Below are 15160 nucleotides of genomic sequence, written 5' to 3'. Positions count from 1 at the left end.
CCCCGCGCGTCCCGTCGCTGCCATGACGCCCGGCGATGACCGACGCCGACGTGCTCGACGAGTTCCGCGCGGCAGGAGCGCTCCTCGAGGGGCACTTCCTGCTCTCCTCGGGGCTGCACTCGCCGCTGTATCTGCAGTGTGCCCGCGTGCTCATGGACCCGGCGCGCGCCGAGCGCCTCGCGCAAGCGCTTGCGGCGAAGCTGCCCGCGGCGGTCCAGCGCGAGGCGCAAGCCGTCGTCGCCCCGGCGATGGGGGGCGTCATCATCGGCCACGAGCTCGCCCGCGCGCTCGGCTGTCTCTCGATGTTCGTCGAGCGCCCGTCAGGCACTTTCGAGCTGCGCCGCGGGTTCGCGCTCGCGCCGGGCACGCCGGTTCTCCTCTGCGAGGACGTGGTGACGACCGGCCTTTCCTCGCGCGAGGCCATTGCCGCGGTCGAAGCAGCCGGGGGCCGCGTCATCCACGCCGCCGCCCTCGTCGACCGCTCCGACGGCACGGCCGAACTCGGCGTGCCGCTGACTGCGCTCCTCCGCCTCGCCGTGCCGGCCTACCGCCCTGAGGAGCTTCCGCCCGCGCTCGCCGCCCTCCCCGCCGTCAAGCCCGGGAGCCGCCGGGCATGAGCGGGCCCCGGCATCTGCGCCTTGGGGTCAACATCGACCATGTGGCGACCATCCGCAACGCGCGCGGCGGCGACCACCCCTGCCCCATCCGCGCTGCGCACGTCGCCGCCGCAGCCGGGGCCGACGGGATCACCGCCCATCTGCGCGAGGACCGGCGGCACATGACCGATGCCGACATCGCGCGCCTGGTCGCGGAGGTTGCCCTGCCGCTCAACCTCGAGATGGCGGCAACCCCGGAAATGCTGGCGATCGCGCTCGCCAACCGCCCGCATGCGGCCTGCATCGTCCCCGAGCGGCGCGCGGAGCGCACGACCGAAGGCGGGCTCGACGTGGCCGGCCAGGAGGCGAGCCTGCGCCCCTTCGTCGCGCGGCTGGGCGAGGCCGGAATCCGCGTCTCCCTCTTCATTGCGCCCGAAGCCCGGCAGGTGGAAGCGGCGGCACGGCTTGGCGTGCCGGTCATCGAGCTGCACACAGGGCCCTACGCCCACGCGGCCGAGCCGGGCGTGGAGCTGGCACGGCTGGAAGAAGCAGCGCGACTTGCGGCAGCCGCCGGGCTCGAGGTTCACGCCGGCCACGGCCTGTCCTACGCCAACGTCGGGCCGGTCGCCGCCATCCCCGAACTCGCCGAGCTCAACATCGGCCATTTCCTCATCGGCGAGGCAGTGTTCTGCGGCCTGGCCGAGGCCGTCAGCGGCATGCGCGCGCGCATGGACGCCGCCCGGAGAAGCGCGAACGCACGGCCATGATTCTCCTCGGCCTCGGCTCCGACATCTGCAACATCGAGCGCATCGCCCGCGCGATCGAGCGGCACGGCGACCGCTTCCTCGACCGGATCTTCACCGCCCAGGAGCGGGCGAAGGCCGACCGGCGGCCGATGACGCGCGCGGCCACCTACGCCAAGCGCTTCGCCGCCAAGGAAGCCTGCGCCAAGGCGCTTGGGACCGGCATCCGCCAGGGTGTCTTCTTCCGCGACATGGGGGTGGTCAACCTGCCCTCGGGCGCGCCCACCATGGCGCTCACCGGCGGCGCGCGCGCGCGGCTTGAAGCCCTCACCCCCGTGGGGCATAAGGCCGCAATCCACGTGACGCTCTCCGACGATCACCCGTTCGCCCAGGCCTTCGTCCTCATCACCGCGAGCCCCGCATGAACCGACTGGACCAAGGGGCCGCCAAGCCCGCGAAGGCCAAGGCCCCCTTCTCCTGGCGGCGGGAGGCGCAGCAGTGGGCGCTTCTCATCCTGGCCGTGCTCGGCATCCACAGCTTCATCGCCAAGCCCTTCTATATCCCTTCGGAATCGATGATGCCGGGCCTCCTCGTCGGCGACCGGCTCATCGTCTCCAAGTTCCCCTACGGCTACAGCTACCTCTCGCCCTCCGTGCCGATCCTGCCGAAGATCCCGGGGCGGCTGTTCGGCCGGCTGCCGCAGCGGGGGGACATCATCGTGGTCAAGTCTCCATCCGACGGCGCGGACTGGATCAAGCGGGTGGTGGGGCTGCCGGGCGACACGGTCGAGCTGCGCGGCGGCATCGTCTGGCTGAACGGCAAGCCCGTGCCGCATGAGCGGATCGCCGACGTCGAGATCCCCGTCTCGCCCAACACCGACTGCCTGTATCTGCCATCGCTCAGGGGCACGCGCGCGGACGGCACGCCGGTGTGTCGCTTTCCTGCCTTCCGGGAAGAGCTCGACGGGCGCTCCTACGTGGTGCTCGACCTCGCCGCCACCGAGCGCGACGACCGGCCGCCGGTGAAGGTGCCGGAAGGCTACCTCTTCCTCCTTGGCGACAATCGCGACAACTCGTCCGACAGCCGGGTGCCCCCCGAGATCGGCGGCCTCGGCCTCGTGCCGATCGAGAACATCGTTGGCCGCGCCGAGTTCACCACGTTCAGCCTCGACGGCTCGGCAACGCTCAACCCGCTCACCTGGCTGGGCTCGCTGCGCGGCGACCGGGCCTTTCTCAGCCTCCGGAAGAACTGACGCCCCCGGGGGCGCGACGGCGGGGGGCCGCAGGCTGGCTGGTGTCCGCGTCCCGGTACCGGGGGCGGCCTTGCGGCGGGCGGGGCGGATGTTGGGCTTGCTGACTGACGGGGCAGGCTCGAGACCCGCGCGTCAGAAGGCGCAGGTGAGAAGCCAGCGCTTCCCCGGCCGGTCGAGCTCGATCCGGCTGCAGCTGCCAAGCACGTCGGCGCCCACCAGCACCCAGGGGGCCCGGCTGCGGCGGCCCTCCCGCTCGCCCCTGACCAGGATGGTGTCGGCATCGTCCTCCTCAGTCGAGGTGCCCGCCTCGGCGCGGGCGTCGATCGCTTTCGCTTCCGCCTCGCTCACGCGCGCGGCCGGGCGGACGAGCGGCAGGCCGGCAAGCGTCGCCCCCGGCCTTGGCACCAGCGCCTGCCAGGGCAGGCGCGCGCGGGGGATGGGCTCCCACAGGCCCACGCGGTTGCCGCGGCGCACGAGCCCCTCGCGCTCGAGCGCCGCGGCGGCGCGGGCGTTCATGATGGTGACCGGGCTGTCGGGGGCGAGGGTGAGGCGGATCTTCTCGCCGCCGAGGCGGAGCATGACGTCGGGGTCGTTGGTGCCATCGCGGGCAAGCGCGTAGGTCTGCCCGCCGGCCGGCGCCCGGGGGTTCGCCCAGACGATGCGGTCGCCCTCGAGCGCGAAGATCGAAAGCACGCCGGCGGTGCGGGCGGTGACCTCGGGCTCGATCCAGGCAGTGGGCAGCTTGCGCTTGGGCGCGCCTTCGATCCCGACGCCGATGCGGTTGAAGCGAACGAGCGCCGAGCCTCCGGGGAGCAGCGCGTTCGAAAAGCGAAGCTTGCCGATGACCGGGAAGGGCCGGATGCCGGTCTCGATGGCGGGGGCAGCGTTGAGCAGAAGCACGGGGGGCACGCCGAGCGCGACGCGGACCGGGAGTTCGCTCGCGCGGATGCGGACGGTGACCACCGGCTCCGGGTCGGCCACGAGGACGCGCGGCTCGGCCGCGACGACCGGCGCCGCGATCAGGAAGGCAAGCGCGATACGCATGCTTCGCTCCTTCGCACGGCACTGGGCCGCGGGCCAGCGGGTCAGGCAGCGCGCGGGTCGGGACCGAAACGGTTGGGGCCGGGCGTACCGGGCTTGAGATACCACCAAAGCAGGATCAGACTGCCGATGAGTGGCACGAAGACAAGAAGGATGAACCAGCCGCTGCGGTCGGTATCGTGGAGGCGGCGGATCGCCACCGCGAGGCTGGGCAGGAACAGCAGGAGGCCGAGGAGCCCTGCGGACTGCGCGAACGGATTGGTGCTGTAGCCGACGCCACCGACGAGGAGGGCGACGAGGACCATGACAAGCTGCCACCACCAATATTCGGCGCGGGGCGCGCGGCCCTCGAAGTTGACATAGTTGCCGAGCACCGATCGGATTGCGCCCGCGAACGTCATTCTGCCCTCCCCGACCGAGGACACGAGCCTAGCAGCCTCAGCCGCCGGCCGCCACCTGCAGCAGTTCGACCTCGAAGACGAGCACGCTGTTCGGCGGGATCACGCCGTTGCCCGCCCCTTCCCTGCCGTAGGCAAGCGCCGGCGGAATGGTGATTCGGTGCTTCTCGCCCGGCTTCATGCGCTGCAGCGCCTCGGCAAGGCCCGGAATCACGTCGCCGACACCGAACGCGGCGGGCTGGCCGCGCGCGTAGCTCGAGTCGAAGACGGTCCCGTCGGTCAGCCGGCCCTCATACTGGACGAGCACGAAGTCCTGAGCACCCGGCGCCGTGCCCGATCCACCCCCCTTCAGCACCTCGACCTGGACGCCCGAGGGCAGCACGGTGACGCCCGCCTTGCGCGCATTCTCGGCCAGATAGCCCTGGATCGCGGCAGCGGGTCCAGCGACACCACGGGTGCCGAACCAGGCGAGGCCGATCATGGCCGCCACGCCCAAGATGCCGGCGGCAATCCAGCCGCCGAGGCCGGAGGGCGCCGGCCCGGGCAGGTTGGCGCTCACGGGATCAGCGGATGCCGTCGCGCTCGGCGCGCTTGCGGTCGAGCTTGCGGGCGCGGCGGATGGCCGCCGCGCGCTCGCGGGCCCGCTTCTCCGACGGCTTCTCGTAATGGCGACGCAGCTTCATCTCCCGGTAGATCCCCTCGCGCTGGAGCTTCTTCTTGAGCGCCCGAAGGGCCTGATCGACATTGTTGTCCCGAACGATGATCTGCACGCGCCACCCACTCCTTCTCGCTGATGCGGGGCCGACCCCGCGCCAAAAACAGGGCGCCACCGACCTTCGCCGGCAGCGCCAACGCAAAAGATATAGCAAACGCGGGGCGGTGCGGCAAGGAGGCTGGGCGCGGGGCGGTTCCCCGGAGCGCGCGCAGAGGCTAGGAGTGCGCGCATGAGCCTGCCCGAAGACCCGACGCTCGACGAGCTGAGGCCGGCGCTCGCGCGCGCGATGCTCCCGCATGTCCCCTTCGATGGCTGGAGCGAGACGGCGCTGGCAGCGGCCGCCAGGGACCTGGGCGTGGACCCGGCGGTGGCCCGCCTCGCCTTCCCCGGCGGCGCGCCCGACATGGTCGCCGCCTCGATCGCCGCAGCCGATGCGGACATGCTGGCCGCCTGCGACACGCCCGAGTTCCGCGCGCTCAAGGTGCGCGAGAAGGTGACGAAGGCCATCCGCACCCGGTTCGAGCTGATGGCGCCCCACAAGGAGGCGGTACGCCGCGCCGCGGCCATCCTCGCCTGGCCGGCCAACGCCCCGCTTGCCGCGCGCCTTACCTGGGGGACGGCGGATGCCATCTGGCGCGCCGCCGGCGACACGGCGACGGACTTCAACTACTACTCCAAGCGGGCGATCGCGAGCGCCGTCTATGCCGCCACGCTCTTCTACTGGCTGGGCGACGAGAGCGAAGACCATGTCGAGACCTGGGCCTTCCTCGACCGCCGCATCGCCGACGTGATGCGGATCGAGGGCCTCAAGGCGCGGCTGCGGCCGGAAGGAGAGGGCCCGAGCCTCGTGCGCTTCCTCGGCCGGCTGCGTTACCCGCCCGCCTGATCCGCCCGCGCCAGCCCTTGCGCCAGACCCGCCCATGTTTGCCGCGCCGGCGAGCTCCCGTTCCTGCGTGACATTCGCAACATGAGCGCCTAGGCGGCGGGAACCGTGCCCCGCCTCGATCAGCTGCCGCTCCGCCAGCCCCGCGTCATCACCGGCTTTCCCGATGCCGACCCCCCGCTTGTCGCCCGCCTCCTCGAGATGGGCTTCGACGAGGGCGTGACGGTCGAGGTGACCGACCGGGCGGCGGGCGGCGATCCGCTGGCAGTCAGGATCGGCGCCACCAAGGTCGCGCTCCGCCGCGCGATCGCCCGGCGGATCGAGACGCAGTGACTTCGCCCCGCCTGCCCTTCGTCGCCGTCGTCGGCCACCCCAATGCCGGGAAGACGTCGCTCTTCAATGCGCTCACGGGTGCCCGGCAGAAGGTCGCCAACTATCCGGGCGTGACGGTCGAGCGCAAATCGGCCCGGCTCCCGCTTCCGGGCGGAGAGACGGTGGATGTCGTCGACCTGCCCGGCGCCTACAGCCTCGACCCCCGCTCTCCCGACGAGGAAGTGACCCGCGACACGCTCCTCGGCCGGGTGCCGGGCGATCCCCGGCCCGATCTCCTGATCGCCGTCCTTGATGCCACCAATCTCGAGATCCACCTGCGCTTCCTTCTCGAGCTGAAGGAACTCGGCCTGCCCATGGTGGTGGCGCTCAACCGGGTGGACATGGCGCTGCGCGACGGCACGACGATCGATTCGGCCAGGCTTGCCGCCCGCGTCGGCTGCCCCGTCGTCGAAACGGTCGCCGTGCGCCGCCAGGGCCTTGGCGAACTGCTGGCAGCGGTCGAAGGTGCGCTCCACCACGCTGCCTCAGGCCCAGCCGGCCGCGACGTCCCGAGCGCCGCTGATCCCGTTCGCCACATGCGCGCGCTGGCGCGAGAGGCGCGCGCGCTCGCCGCCGACGTCACGCTGGCGCGCGGCGCGGCGCGGCAGGTCACCGACCGGATCGACCGCCTCGTCCTTCACCCCGTCGCCGGCCCGGCGCTCCTTGCCCTTCTACTCTTCCTCGTCTTCCAGGCCGTCTTCACCCTTGCCGAAACCCCGATGGGCTGGATCGAGGCGGGAATCGCGGCGCTGCAGCGGGCGGTCACGTCCGCCCTTCCCCCCGGCCTCCTCGCCTCCCTCCTTGCCGACGGGATCCTCGCCGGGGTGGGCTCGGTCCTCGTCTTCCTGCCGCAGATCCTGATCCTCTTCACCTTCATCCTGGCGCTCGAGGCCTCAGGCTATCTCGGCCGCGCCGCCTTCCTCGTCGATCGGCTGATGGCGCGCGCCGGGCTTTCGGGCAGCAGCTTCATCCCGCTCCTCTCCTCCTTCGCCTGCGCCATCCCGGGAATCATGGCTGCGCGCACCATCGCCGATCCAAGGGCGAGGCTCGCCACCATCCTCGTCGCCCCGCTGATGACCTGCTCGGCCCGCCTGCCCGTCTATTCCGTCCTCATCGCTGCCTTCATCCCCGCCCGGCGCGTGCTCGGGCCGGTCGGCCTGCAGGGCCTCGTCCTCTTCCTCCTCTACGCCGCCGGCGCGCTCGCAGGCCTCGCTGCTGCCCTCCTCCTGCGCCACACGGTGGCACGCGGCCCCTCGCTGCCGCTCATGATGGAGCTTCCCGCCTACCAGCTTCCCCGGTTGCGCGACCTTGCGCTGGGGCTCTGGCTGCGCGCGCTCGCCTTCCTGACGCGCGCCGGCACCATCATCCTCGCCGCCGCGCTGCTGCTCTGGGCGCTCGCCAGCTTCCCCCGCCACAACGGCCACCCTCCAGACCTTACGGAAAGTTTTGCGGGCCAGGTCGGGGCCGCCCTCCACCCCCTCGTCGCCCCCGTCGGCTTCGGCCCCGACATCGCGCTCGCCCTCGTGCCCGCCATGGCCGCGCGCGAAGTCGCCATCTCGGCGCTCGGCACCGTCCATGCGATCAAGGGTGACGATCCGTCGGCCGGCCTCGTCGAACGGCTTCGGATTGCCTGGTCGCTTCCCACCGCGCTTGCCCTGCTCGCATGGTTCGTGTTCGCCCCGCAGTGCATCTCGACCCTGGCGGTCGCGCGGCGCGAAACCGGCAGCTGGCGCTGGCCGATCTTCATGCTCGTCTACCTCTTCGCACTCGCCTGGATCGCCGCCTTCCTCACCTACCGGGCGGCGCTTGCCCTGCTCTAGCCCGCCCCCCGCGGCGGGAGACAGCCCTAGTTGGCGGCCGCTGCGGGCGCCTCGGGAAGCCCCAGCGCCTTGCGCACCAGCGCCTCGCCGCGCGCCGTGAGCCCGGCAGCGCGCCCCTCCTCGATGGCGACGAGGGGCGGCACCCCGCGCTTCGCCCGGTAGAGCGCCCAAGCCGCCGAGGTGCGGTTGGCCGAGCCGCAGACCATGAGGAGGGGATAGCCGCCGCTCCCCTCCAGCAGCGGCGCCAGCCGCTCGAGGAAGGCGGGAATGGCGGCCGGGTCCATCGGCATGGGGAGAGAGGTGCGGCGAAGCCCCAGTTCGGCGGCGCGCCGCGCCTCGTCCTGCACCCCCGGCTCGCTGTCGGAACGCAGGTCGACGAGGTGGCGGAACCCCAGCGCCGCCGCCTTCTCCACTCCGGCTACTCCCGGCGCAGCGGCCGTCGCGATCGCCGGCGCCACCCGGCTGTAGTTGGTGAAGGCGCCGCCCACGGCGCTGCCAAAGGGCGCCGCCTGCCCCTCGCCCCGCGGCTCGAAGGGGGCATCGATCCCGGGCTTCGCTTCCCCGGCCGCCGCCCACAGCAGCGCCGCCACCAGCCCGGCCACGCGCAACCTCTCCATGCTCATCCGCCGGCTCCCGCTCCTCCTTCTCATCTCGGCACGGCCGGCGCCCTTTGCAAGCCTCAGTCCACGAGCCCGAGGAAGAGGATCCCCACGAAATAGAGGAGAAGGGTGGCCACCGCTCCCGTCGCCAGCACGCCGGTGCGCCACGCCGCCGCCGCCACGCCCAGGAGATAGCCTTCCTTCAGCTGCAGGAACATGTGAACGATGGGCACGACAGCGAACAGCGACAGGTAGACTCCATTGTTCCGCATACCGGACGCAATCAGCACTGCCGAAAGGATGAAGACGAGCGACATGAAGCTGATGGAGTAGAGCAGAAAGACGACATGGTCGTAGGAGGTGACATCCTTCCGCCCAGCGAAGATCAGCCACATCCACGGGAGGGAAAGGGGAACAAGAAGGAAGGAGAGCTTGTAGCCTTTCTGCTTCATTTTGTAGAAGACCAGCTCTGGATTGCGCGCGGCCTCGGCGATCCGGGCGTCGAGCGCGGGATTGCCGGTGTCGATGACGAGCTGGCCCGATTCGGCCGCCAGCCGGGCGCTCGCCGGCAGGTCGAGGGGCACTTCGGCCGCAGCCGTCGCCATCTGCTGCCCGACGCGCGCCTTCAGCGCCACCGCCGCCTGGCGCGACGCCTCGAGCGCAGCCAGCGCCTCCCTGTTCCCCGCCTTCCCCTGCCGCGCGGCGATCTCCCGGTCCAGCCCGGCGATCCGCTCATCGGTCTCGGCGATCAGCCGTTCCGCCGCCGCCCGGTCCAGCTTGACCGCATCGGGGGGCACCCGTTCGCCCCCGATCAGGCCAAGGACCAGGAACATCAGAAAGATGGTGAGCAGGAACAGCGCAATGGGGGAAATGTAGCGCGCGCGCTTCCCCTCCACATAGTCGCGGGTCAGCTTCCCCGGCCGCACGACCAGCAGTGGCAGCGTGTTCCACAGCTTGCCGTCGAAGTGCAGCACCCCGTGCAGCAGTTCGTGGATGGCATGGGACAGCGACCGCTCGACATGCGCCCGCTGTCCGCACTGGCTGCAGAAGGGCCCGGACAGTGCCGCGGCGCAGTTGCCGCAGGCACCCGCACCAGGGGACGCAGCTTCGCCACTGGCCCCGCCTGACGACCTGCCGCCCGCCACCCCCGCCGGGCCGTCCACCACCCGCGCCGCCGCCACCGCGGTCACGAGCTTCCCTGCCGCCTCCGCCTCGCCCGCCACCGGCCATCCTCCGCTTGGCAAGAGCGTCCAGCCTCGCCTATCGCGCTCGCACAGGCAAGGGAGAGAGGCCATGGCCGGTTCCGTCAACAAGGTGATCCTGGTGGGCAATCTCGGCGCCGACCCGGAGGTGAAGACCTTCCAGAACGGCGGGCGCATCGCCAACCTTCGGCTTGCCACCTCCGAAAGCTGGACCGACCGCAACACGGGCCAGCGCCAGGAGCGGACCGAGTGGCACAACGTGGTCATCGATAACGACAACCTGGTGAAGGTTGCCGAACAGTATCTGCGCAAGGGCTCGAAAGTCTACGTCGAGGGCCAGCTCCGGACGCGCAAGTGGCAGGACCGGGACGGGAACGACCGCTACACCACGGAAGTCTATGTCGGCCGCTTCCGCGGCGAGCTCACCCTCCTTGACCGGCGCGAGGGCGGCATGGGCGGCGGCGGAAGCTGGGACGAGGAGCGCACCTCCCGCGCGCCCGCCCCGCGACAGGGGGCCGACCCGCTTGACGAGCTCGGCGACGACGACGTGCCCTTCTAGGCACGCCGCTCCGCCAGCCTGCCAGACCTGCGTGGCCCCCGAGGGGCCGAGCGTCCTGCGTTCCCATGCTGGCCGTTCGCGCGTGACCTTCGGGCGTCCCCGCCGCGCCGCTCCGTCGCTGCTTTCGGCCGGCGCCCGGCGGGGCGCGGCCGCGGCACCAGCCGGAGGTCAGGGAACCGCCTGGGTCTTCTCGACGGCTGCCGGCTCCTGGACGACGCCCTGCGCCGACTTGACCCGGATGGTCACCCGCCGGTCTTCGGCGAGGCTCGCGTCGCCGCCGACGATGTCGGCCGGCTTGTCGAGGTCGATCCGGTCTTCGGGGATCCCGGCGGCGACCAGGGCAGCCTTGGCGTTGACCGCCCGGTCGCGTGCGAGCTGCTCGTTGAAGGCGCGGTCGCCGCGCGGATCGACGTAGCCGGAAACCGACAGGCGATCGTCCGGGTTCGAGTCGATGTAGGCCTTGAGGGCCGCGGCATCGTCACCAAGGGGGGCCACCTCGCGCTCGGCAGTGCCGAAATAGATGTTGAGCGCGGGCTTCCCGTCGATGATCTCGGCCATGACGCCGTAGCCGGCCGGCACGGCGCGGACCGGGCCATCCATCCGCGGCGAGACCGGGGGTGGGCCGGCGTCCTCGCGCGTGCCGATGAGCGAGCCGATGGTGGCCGTGCCGAGGATGATGGCGCCAAGCGCGCCGGCGGCCAGCAGGCCGAAGCCGATGAGGCCGCCGTCGTCGTCCTGCTTCGGCCGCGGGCGGGCGGCAGCCGGCACGGCGGCCGCGACCGGAGCAGCCGCGACCGCGAGCGGCGCGGCGACCGGCGCCGGCTCGGGGGCGACGGCGCGGACGGGTTCGACGACCGGTTCGGGTTCCGGGGCCGCCACCACCGGCTCGGGCTCTGTCTCGACAACAAGGGGCGCGGCCTCCGGTTCGGCAGGAGCCGCGGCCGCGGTTGCCGTGGCTGCACCGCCGAACAGGGCCAGCTTCCCGAACATCTCGGCGAGCAGATAGTAGACCGTGACGCGGTTCTTGGTCGCGTCCGCCTTCATGCGCTCGCCCACGCGGGCGATGGCGGCATTCAGCACGTCGTCCGGGTCGGTCAGGCCGAGCTTCTTGCGGAGGAAGCTCTCGCGCACCCGGTCGAGTTCGTCCTGGTCGGTAAAGGAAACGAGCGAGGCGTCGCGCGATCGGAGCGCGATGCCACAGTGCCGCACGATCCCCTGAATGACGCTCTCGTCGGCGTCCGGCGCATATTTCCGGACGTCGATGCTCCAGTCCTCGGCCATGATCCCCTCTCCCCCGCCTCCGGGCCTGCCCGGGTAACGGGCACGACACCTAGCGGTGCGGCGACCCTCCGTAAAGGGGGAGGCACTGGCGCCGGCGGGCGGGTTCGGGCTATGGCGCAACCCATGCGGATCGGCCGGCTGAACCATGTGGGGGTCGCCACCCCCTCCATCGAGGCGAGCGTTGCCCTCTATCGCGACCTGCTCGGGGCAACGCGCATCCATGCGCCCTTCGATCTCCCGGAGCAGGGGGTCCGGGTCTGCTTCGTTGACGTGGACAATTCGCAGATCGAGCTCATCGAGCCGCTGGGCGCGGATTCCCCCATTCATGGATTTCTCGCGAAGAACCCGAAGGGCGGGCAGCACCATGTCTGCTTCGAGGTGCCCGACATCCTCGCCGCGCGCGACGAGCTGGTGGCCAAGGGCGCAACCGTGCTCCGGGGCGGCGAGCCGCGGATCGGCGCGCATGGCGTGCCGGTCATCTTCGTCCACCCGAAGGACATGGGCGGCGTGCTCATCGAGCTGATGGCGGAGCCCGCAGGCGGCGGCCATTGAGGCGGAGCCGAAATGGGCCGACTCGCCGCAGGGCCGGCCGGCGGGCCGCTTCGGCGGCTTTGCCGCCGAACGCGGTCCCGTTCGACGCGCCCGCAGGCAGCGGCCGTTGACGCGGGCCGGGGGGCGGGCCGGCAGGCCGGCAGCGCCCGAGCGGAAGGAGGGTGAGGGGCAAGCGCAGGAGCAGAGGCGATGATCGTCGAGGCGCTCGCCGACCTCCATGACTCCGCGGTCGAGGGTCTGAGGGCCGCCCTGCGGCGGGTGCTTGCCGGCGGCCCTCCGCCCGATGCCGAGGAGCGCCGGCGCTTCGTCTACCCCGAGCTGCGCGTCGTCTGGGCCGGGGACGGCGCGGCGCCGCGCCAGGGCCGCGCCTTCGCGCGGCTCACGGTCCCCGGCACCTACGCCGTCACCGTCACCCAGCCGCGGCTGTTCCGCCGCTACCTCGAGGAACAGATCGACCTTCTCGCCCGGGACTACGAGATCGAGCTCGCGGTCGGCCCGTCGGAAGTCGAGATCCCCTTCGCCTACGTGCTTGATGGCGCGACCGACCTTGCGCTCGATGCCACCGCCGCGCGGACGCTCGGCCGGCACTTCGCCACAACCGAGCTTGCCCACATCGGCGACGAGCTGGCGGATGGCCTCTGGCGGCAGGACGCCGACGCGCCGCGGCCGCTTGCCCTGTTCGACGCGCCGCGCACCGACTTCTCTCTGGCCCGGATCCGGCACTACACCGGGACGCCACCGGCCGATGTGCAGAGCTACATCCTCTTCACCAACTACCATCGCTACATCGACCAGTTCCTGATCTTCGCCTGCGAGGCGCTGCGCGCGCCTGGCACGCGCTTCGCCCGGCTTTCCTGCCCGGGCGGCGTGACGCTCGATGGTGCCCACGCCACGCCCGAGGCGGCGCTGGCGGATGGCGCCTGGCGACGGCACCAGATGCCTGCCTGGCACCTCGTGGCCGAGGACGGCCACGGCATCAGCTTCGTGAACATCGGGGTGGGGCCCTCGAACGCCAAGACGATCTGCGACCACCTTGCCGTCATGCGCCCCGAGGCGTGGATCATGATCGGCCACTGCGGAGGCCTCAGGCCGAGCCAGACGATCGGCGACTATGTGCTCGCCCACGCCTATCTCCGCGACGACCATGTGCTCGACGACGTTCTGCCGCCCGAGATCCCCATCCCTCCCATTGCCGAAGTGCAGCAGGCGCTGGCCCGGGCCGCAGAGGAGGTGACCGGCCTCGACTCCGACCGGCTGAAGCCGCGGCTGCGCACCGGCACCGTCGTCACGACCGACGACCGCAACTGGGAGCTGCGCTACGGGCTTTCGGCGCGGCGGTTCAACCAGTCGCGCGCCGTTGCCGTCGACATGGAGTCGGCGACCATCGCAGCCCAGGGCTACCGGTTCCGCGTGCCCTACGGCACGCTGCTCTGCGTCTCGGACAAGCCGCTCCATGGCGAGATCAAGCTGCCCGGCCAGGCCAACCGCTTCTACGACGGCGCGATTTCCGAGCACCTCCAGATCGGGATCACGGCGATCGAGAAGATGCGGGAACAGGGCAGGCGGCTCCATTCCCGCAAGCTCCGCGCCTTCGACGAGCCACCGTTCCGCTGAACACGGCCATGCCGGCGCTCGTCATGGTCTCGGGCGGGCAGACGGGGGTGGACCGTGCCGCGCTCGTCTTCGCAAGGAGGCACGGCATCGCCCTTGCCGGCTGGTGCCCGCGCGGGGGCTGGGCCGAGGACCTCCCCGACCCGCCGGGCATCCGCCGCCACTTTCCCGAGCTGCACGAGACCGAGACCGCCGACCCCGCCGAGCGGACCCGGCGGAACGTGGCGCTCGCCGAGCGGCTGCTCGTGCTCGGCCGCGACGGCGCTAGCTCTCCGGGCACCGCGCTCGCCGTCGCCCACGCGCAGGCGCTGGGCCGGCCGGTGATCGCCGTCCGCCTCGGCTCCCCGGGGGCCGAAGCGGAGGTCGCGGACGCGCTTGCGGCCGGCGGCTCCCTCAACGTCGCCGGGCCGCGCGAGAGCGAGGCGCCCGGCATCTTCGCCGAGGCCCTCGCCCTTCTCGAGGCCGCGAGGCGCCGCAAGGCCCCGGGGGCCTGAGCCTCCTCCACGCGCCACGCGGCGAGGACGCGCGGCACGGCAGCAGCGGCAGGCACGGCGAGGCTGCGCCGCGGCCCCTTCCCGGAAAGCCCTCCGCCCCTCAGCGGCAGCGGCCGATCGAGCCCGGCGCGCAGGTCCGGCCGTTCAGCCAGACCGCACCGGAGAAGTCGGCCCCGTCCCAGTCCACGTTGACGAAGCTCGCGCCCTTGAGGTTCGCGCCGCGGAAGTCGGCTCCCGAGAGATTGGCATTCACGAACGACGCGCCACCCAGCCGGGCCCGGCGGAAGTCGGCCTTCGAGAGGTCGACGTTCACGAACTCGTGGCCCGCAAGATCGAGGCTGGCGAAGCTGTGGCCGGAAAGGTCGGCATTCACGTGGCTCCTGGCCTCGTTCACGGCCGTGCCGCGGGCCACGTTCACGCCGAGACCGCGACCGATGTTCACGGCCTGCGCCGACGCAGCCGTCGCCGCGATGACCGCTGCCAAACCCGCCAGGCTCCTGATGCTGCGCATGTTTCTCGTCTCCTGTTGCTGCTGCCGTCCGGCGCTGACCGAGGGGGCTCGAGGCCGCCCGAAGCACGCGCCGCCTGACCCGACCCGCCTCCGCGAGTCAATCGCTTATCTGCATATGATATGTTACGAATGTTCAATCGCGCGCCGTGGCACTCGGGAGATCTGACGAGCCCGAGCGCAAGGCGGGGCGGGAGAGCCGGAGCATGACTCCGGGCCCGAGGAGCTGCCGCGCGGCCGCCTCAGCGGGCAGACAGGTGCGACGCGATCGCGTCCGAGGCGGGGAGCGAGGTGGGGTGAAGGTTGCGGTTGCCCGCCAGGGGTTGCGAGGCGAAGCGGGGGATGACCAGCTCGGCCTTCGGGTCGATGAGGATCGTGTCGACATTCCGTCGCGCGCCGGGCACGGCGCCACGGGTCTCGTCATCGTCGAGCGCGGTCCGCATGTCGGCGCGACGGGCGCGCCGCGGGCGGGGCGACGCTCGCGAGCGCCGATGCAAGCCCGAACCCGTTCAAGAGGCCTCCCCTTCCGTTTCC

20 protein-coding genes are annotated in these 15160 nt (G+C 71.9%); 11 read left to right on the top strand and 9 right to left on the bottom strand.

The window, feature by feature from the left end; all coding sequences use genetic code 11:
• The first annotated feature begins 35 nt into the window (after positions 1 to 35).
• Genes pyrE through lepB form a run of 4 tightly spaced genes read left to right on the top strand, consistent with a single transcriptional unit; the run spans position 36 to position 2591 of the window.
• Positions 36 to 617, top strand: coding sequence for an orotate phosphoribosyltransferase (gene pyrE, locus H3H34_RS00820; protein WP_194743374.1), 582 nt, complete (start codon positions 36 to 38; stop codon positions 615 to 617).
• The gene (locus tag H3H34_RS00815; protein WP_194743373.1) at positions 614 to 1363 is read left to right on the top strand and encodes a pyridoxine 5'-phosphate synthase; all 750 of its coding nucleotides are present in this window, start codon (positions 614 to 616) and stop codon (positions 1361 to 1363) included. The genes pyrE and H3H34_RS00815 overlap by 4 nt, the downstream gene beginning before the upstream one ends.
• Positions 1363 to 1764: a holo-ACP synthase gene (gene acpS, locus H3H34_RS00810; protein WP_194744040.1), complete on the top strand. Its 402-nt coding sequence runs from the start codon at positions 1363 to 1365 to the stop codon at positions 1762 to 1764. The genes H3H34_RS00815 and acpS overlap by 1 nt, the downstream gene beginning before the upstream one ends.
• The gene (gene lepB / locus H3H34_RS00805) at positions 1761 to 2591 is read left to right on the top strand and encodes a signal peptidase I (RefSeq protein ID WP_194743372.1); all 831 of its coding nucleotides are present in this window, start codon (positions 1761 to 1763) and stop codon (positions 2589 to 2591) included. The genes acpS and lepB overlap by 4 nt, the downstream gene beginning before the upstream one ends.
• A gap of 132 nt (positions 2592 to 2723) precedes the next feature.
• Here the strand turns inward: lepB and H3H34_RS00800 are convergent, their stop codons facing one another.
• The 4 genes from H3H34_RS00800 to rpsU are packed head-to-tail and all read right to left on the bottom strand — an operon-like array spanning position 2724 to position 4800.
• The gene (locus tag H3H34_RS00800; RefSeq protein ID WP_194743371.1) at positions 2724 to 3635 is read right to left on the bottom strand and encodes a hypothetical protein; all 912 of its coding nucleotides are present in this window, start codon (positions 3633 to 3635) and stop codon (positions 2724 to 2726) included.
• A gap of 41 nt (positions 3636 to 3676) precedes the next feature.
• Entirely contained in the window at positions 3677 to 4033 is a 357-nt protein-coding gene (locus H3H34_RS00795; protein WP_194743370.1) for a DUF805 domain-containing protein, read from the bottom strand.
• Between the two features lie 37 nt (positions 4034 to 4070).
• Positions 4071 to 4589: an FKBP-type peptidyl-prolyl cis-trans isomerase gene (locus tag H3H34_RS00790; RefSeq protein ID WP_328830870.1), complete on the bottom strand. Its 519-nt coding sequence runs from the start codon at positions 4587 to 4589 to the stop codon at positions 4071 to 4073.
• A 4-nt stretch (positions 4590 to 4593) separates the two neighbouring features.
• Positions 4594 to 4800, bottom strand: a complete 207-nt coding sequence (gene rpsU / locus H3H34_RS00785) for a 30S ribosomal protein S21 (RefSeq protein WP_194743369.1) — start codon at positions 4798 to 4800, stop codon at positions 4594 to 4596.
• 174 nt (positions 4801 to 4974) lie between these two features.
• Between rpsU and H3H34_RS00780 the strand changes: the two genes are divergently transcribed.
• From H3H34_RS00780 to feoB, 3 genes are all read left to right on the top strand, one after another.
• Positions 4975 to 5631, top strand: a complete 657-nt coding sequence (locus H3H34_RS00780) for a COQ9 family protein (protein ID WP_194743368.1) — start codon at positions 4975 to 4977, stop codon at positions 5629 to 5631.
• A gap of 105 nt (positions 5632 to 5736) precedes the next feature.
• The gene (locus H3H34_RS00775) at positions 5737 to 5961 is read left to right on the top strand and encodes a FeoA family protein (protein ID WP_194743367.1); all 225 of its coding nucleotides are present in this window, start codon (positions 5737 to 5739) and stop codon (positions 5959 to 5961) included.
• A complete protein-coding gene (gene feoB, locus H3H34_RS00770; RefSeq protein WP_194743366.1) occupies positions 5958 to 7820 on the top strand; it encodes a ferrous iron transporter B in 1863 nt (620 codons plus the stop codon). Before H3H34_RS00775 ends, feoB begins: the two co-directional genes overlap by 4 nt.
• Positions 7821 to 7846: 26 nt before the next feature.
• Here feoB and H3H34_RS00765 read toward each other — a convergent pair whose 3' ends face one another.
• Positions 7847 to 8443 (bottom strand): protein-tyrosine phosphatase family protein, encoded by a 597-nt coding sequence (locus H3H34_RS00765; protein WP_194743365.1) that lies wholly within the window; start codon positions 8441 to 8443, stop codon positions 7847 to 7849.
• A 56-nt stretch (positions 8444 to 8499) separates the two neighbouring features.
• Positions 8500 to 9642 carry a DUF3667 domain-containing protein gene (locus tag H3H34_RS00760; RefSeq protein ID WP_194743364.1) on the bottom strand — a complete coding sequence of 381 codons (1143 nt, stop codon included), beginning with the start codon at positions 9640 to 9642 and terminating at the stop codon, positions 8500 to 8502.
• Positions 9643 to 9712: 70 nt separating this feature from the next.
• Between H3H34_RS00760 and ssb the strand changes: the two genes are divergently transcribed.
• On the top strand, positions 9713 to 10180 hold the full coding sequence (ssb, locus tag H3H34_RS00755) for a single-stranded DNA-binding protein (RefSeq protein ID WP_194743363.1): 468 nt from the start codon (positions 9713 to 9715) through the stop codon (positions 10178 to 10180).
• Between the two features lie 168 nt (positions 10181 to 10348).
• Here the strand turns inward: ssb and H3H34_RS13230 are convergent, their stop codons facing one another.
• A complete protein-coding gene (locus tag H3H34_RS13230) occupies positions 10349 to 11461 on the bottom strand; it encodes a DUF2853 family protein (protein ID WP_207790709.1) in 1113 nt (370 codons plus the stop codon).
• A 123-nt stretch (positions 11462 to 11584) separates the two neighbouring features.
• Here H3H34_RS13230 and mce point away from each other — a divergent pair, with 123 nt between their 5' ends.
• The 3 genes from mce to H3H34_RS00735 all read left to right on the top strand — a co-directional run bounded on the left by mce (position 11585) and on the right by H3H34_RS00735 (position 14118).
• Positions 11585 to 12013, top strand: coding sequence for a methylmalonyl-CoA epimerase (gene mce, locus H3H34_RS00745; RefSeq protein WP_194743362.1), 429 nt, complete (start codon positions 11585 to 11587; stop codon positions 12011 to 12013).
• A 189-nt stretch (positions 12014 to 12202) separates the two neighbouring features.
• Positions 12203 to 13627: an AMP nucleosidase gene (locus H3H34_RS00740; protein WP_194743361.1), complete on the top strand. Its 1425-nt coding sequence runs from the start codon at positions 12203 to 12205 to the stop codon at positions 13625 to 13627.
• Between the two features lie 8 nt (positions 13628 to 13635).
• Positions 13636 to 14118, top strand: coding sequence for a YpsA SLOG family protein (locus H3H34_RS00735; protein WP_194743360.1), 483 nt, complete (start codon positions 13636 to 13638; stop codon positions 14116 to 14118).
• A 100-nt stretch (positions 14119 to 14218) separates the two neighbouring features.
• Here H3H34_RS00735 and H3H34_RS00730 read toward each other — a convergent pair whose 3' ends face one another.
• Positions 14219 to 14629 carry a pentapeptide repeat-containing protein gene (locus H3H34_RS00730; protein ID WP_194743359.1) on the bottom strand — a complete coding sequence of 137 codons (411 nt, stop codon included), beginning with the start codon at positions 14627 to 14629 and terminating at the stop codon, positions 14219 to 14221.
• A gap of 239 nt (positions 14630 to 14868) precedes the next feature.
• The gene (locus H3H34_RS00725; protein WP_194743358.1) at positions 14869 to 15069 is read right to left on the bottom strand and encodes a hypothetical protein; all 201 of its coding nucleotides are present in this window, start codon (positions 15067 to 15069) and stop codon (positions 14869 to 14871) included.
• Positions 15070 to 15160: the final 91 nt, after the last annotated feature.

Source organism: Thermaurantiacus tibetensis (assembly GCF_015354055.1).
Taxonomy (GTDB): domain Bacteria; phylum Pseudomonadota; class Alphaproteobacteria; order Sphingomonadales; family Sphingomonadaceae; genus Thermaurantiacus; species Thermaurantiacus tibetensis.
The sequence above is the reverse complement of the archived record's forward strand: the minus strand, read 5'-3'. Positions and strand labels throughout refer to the sequence as shown.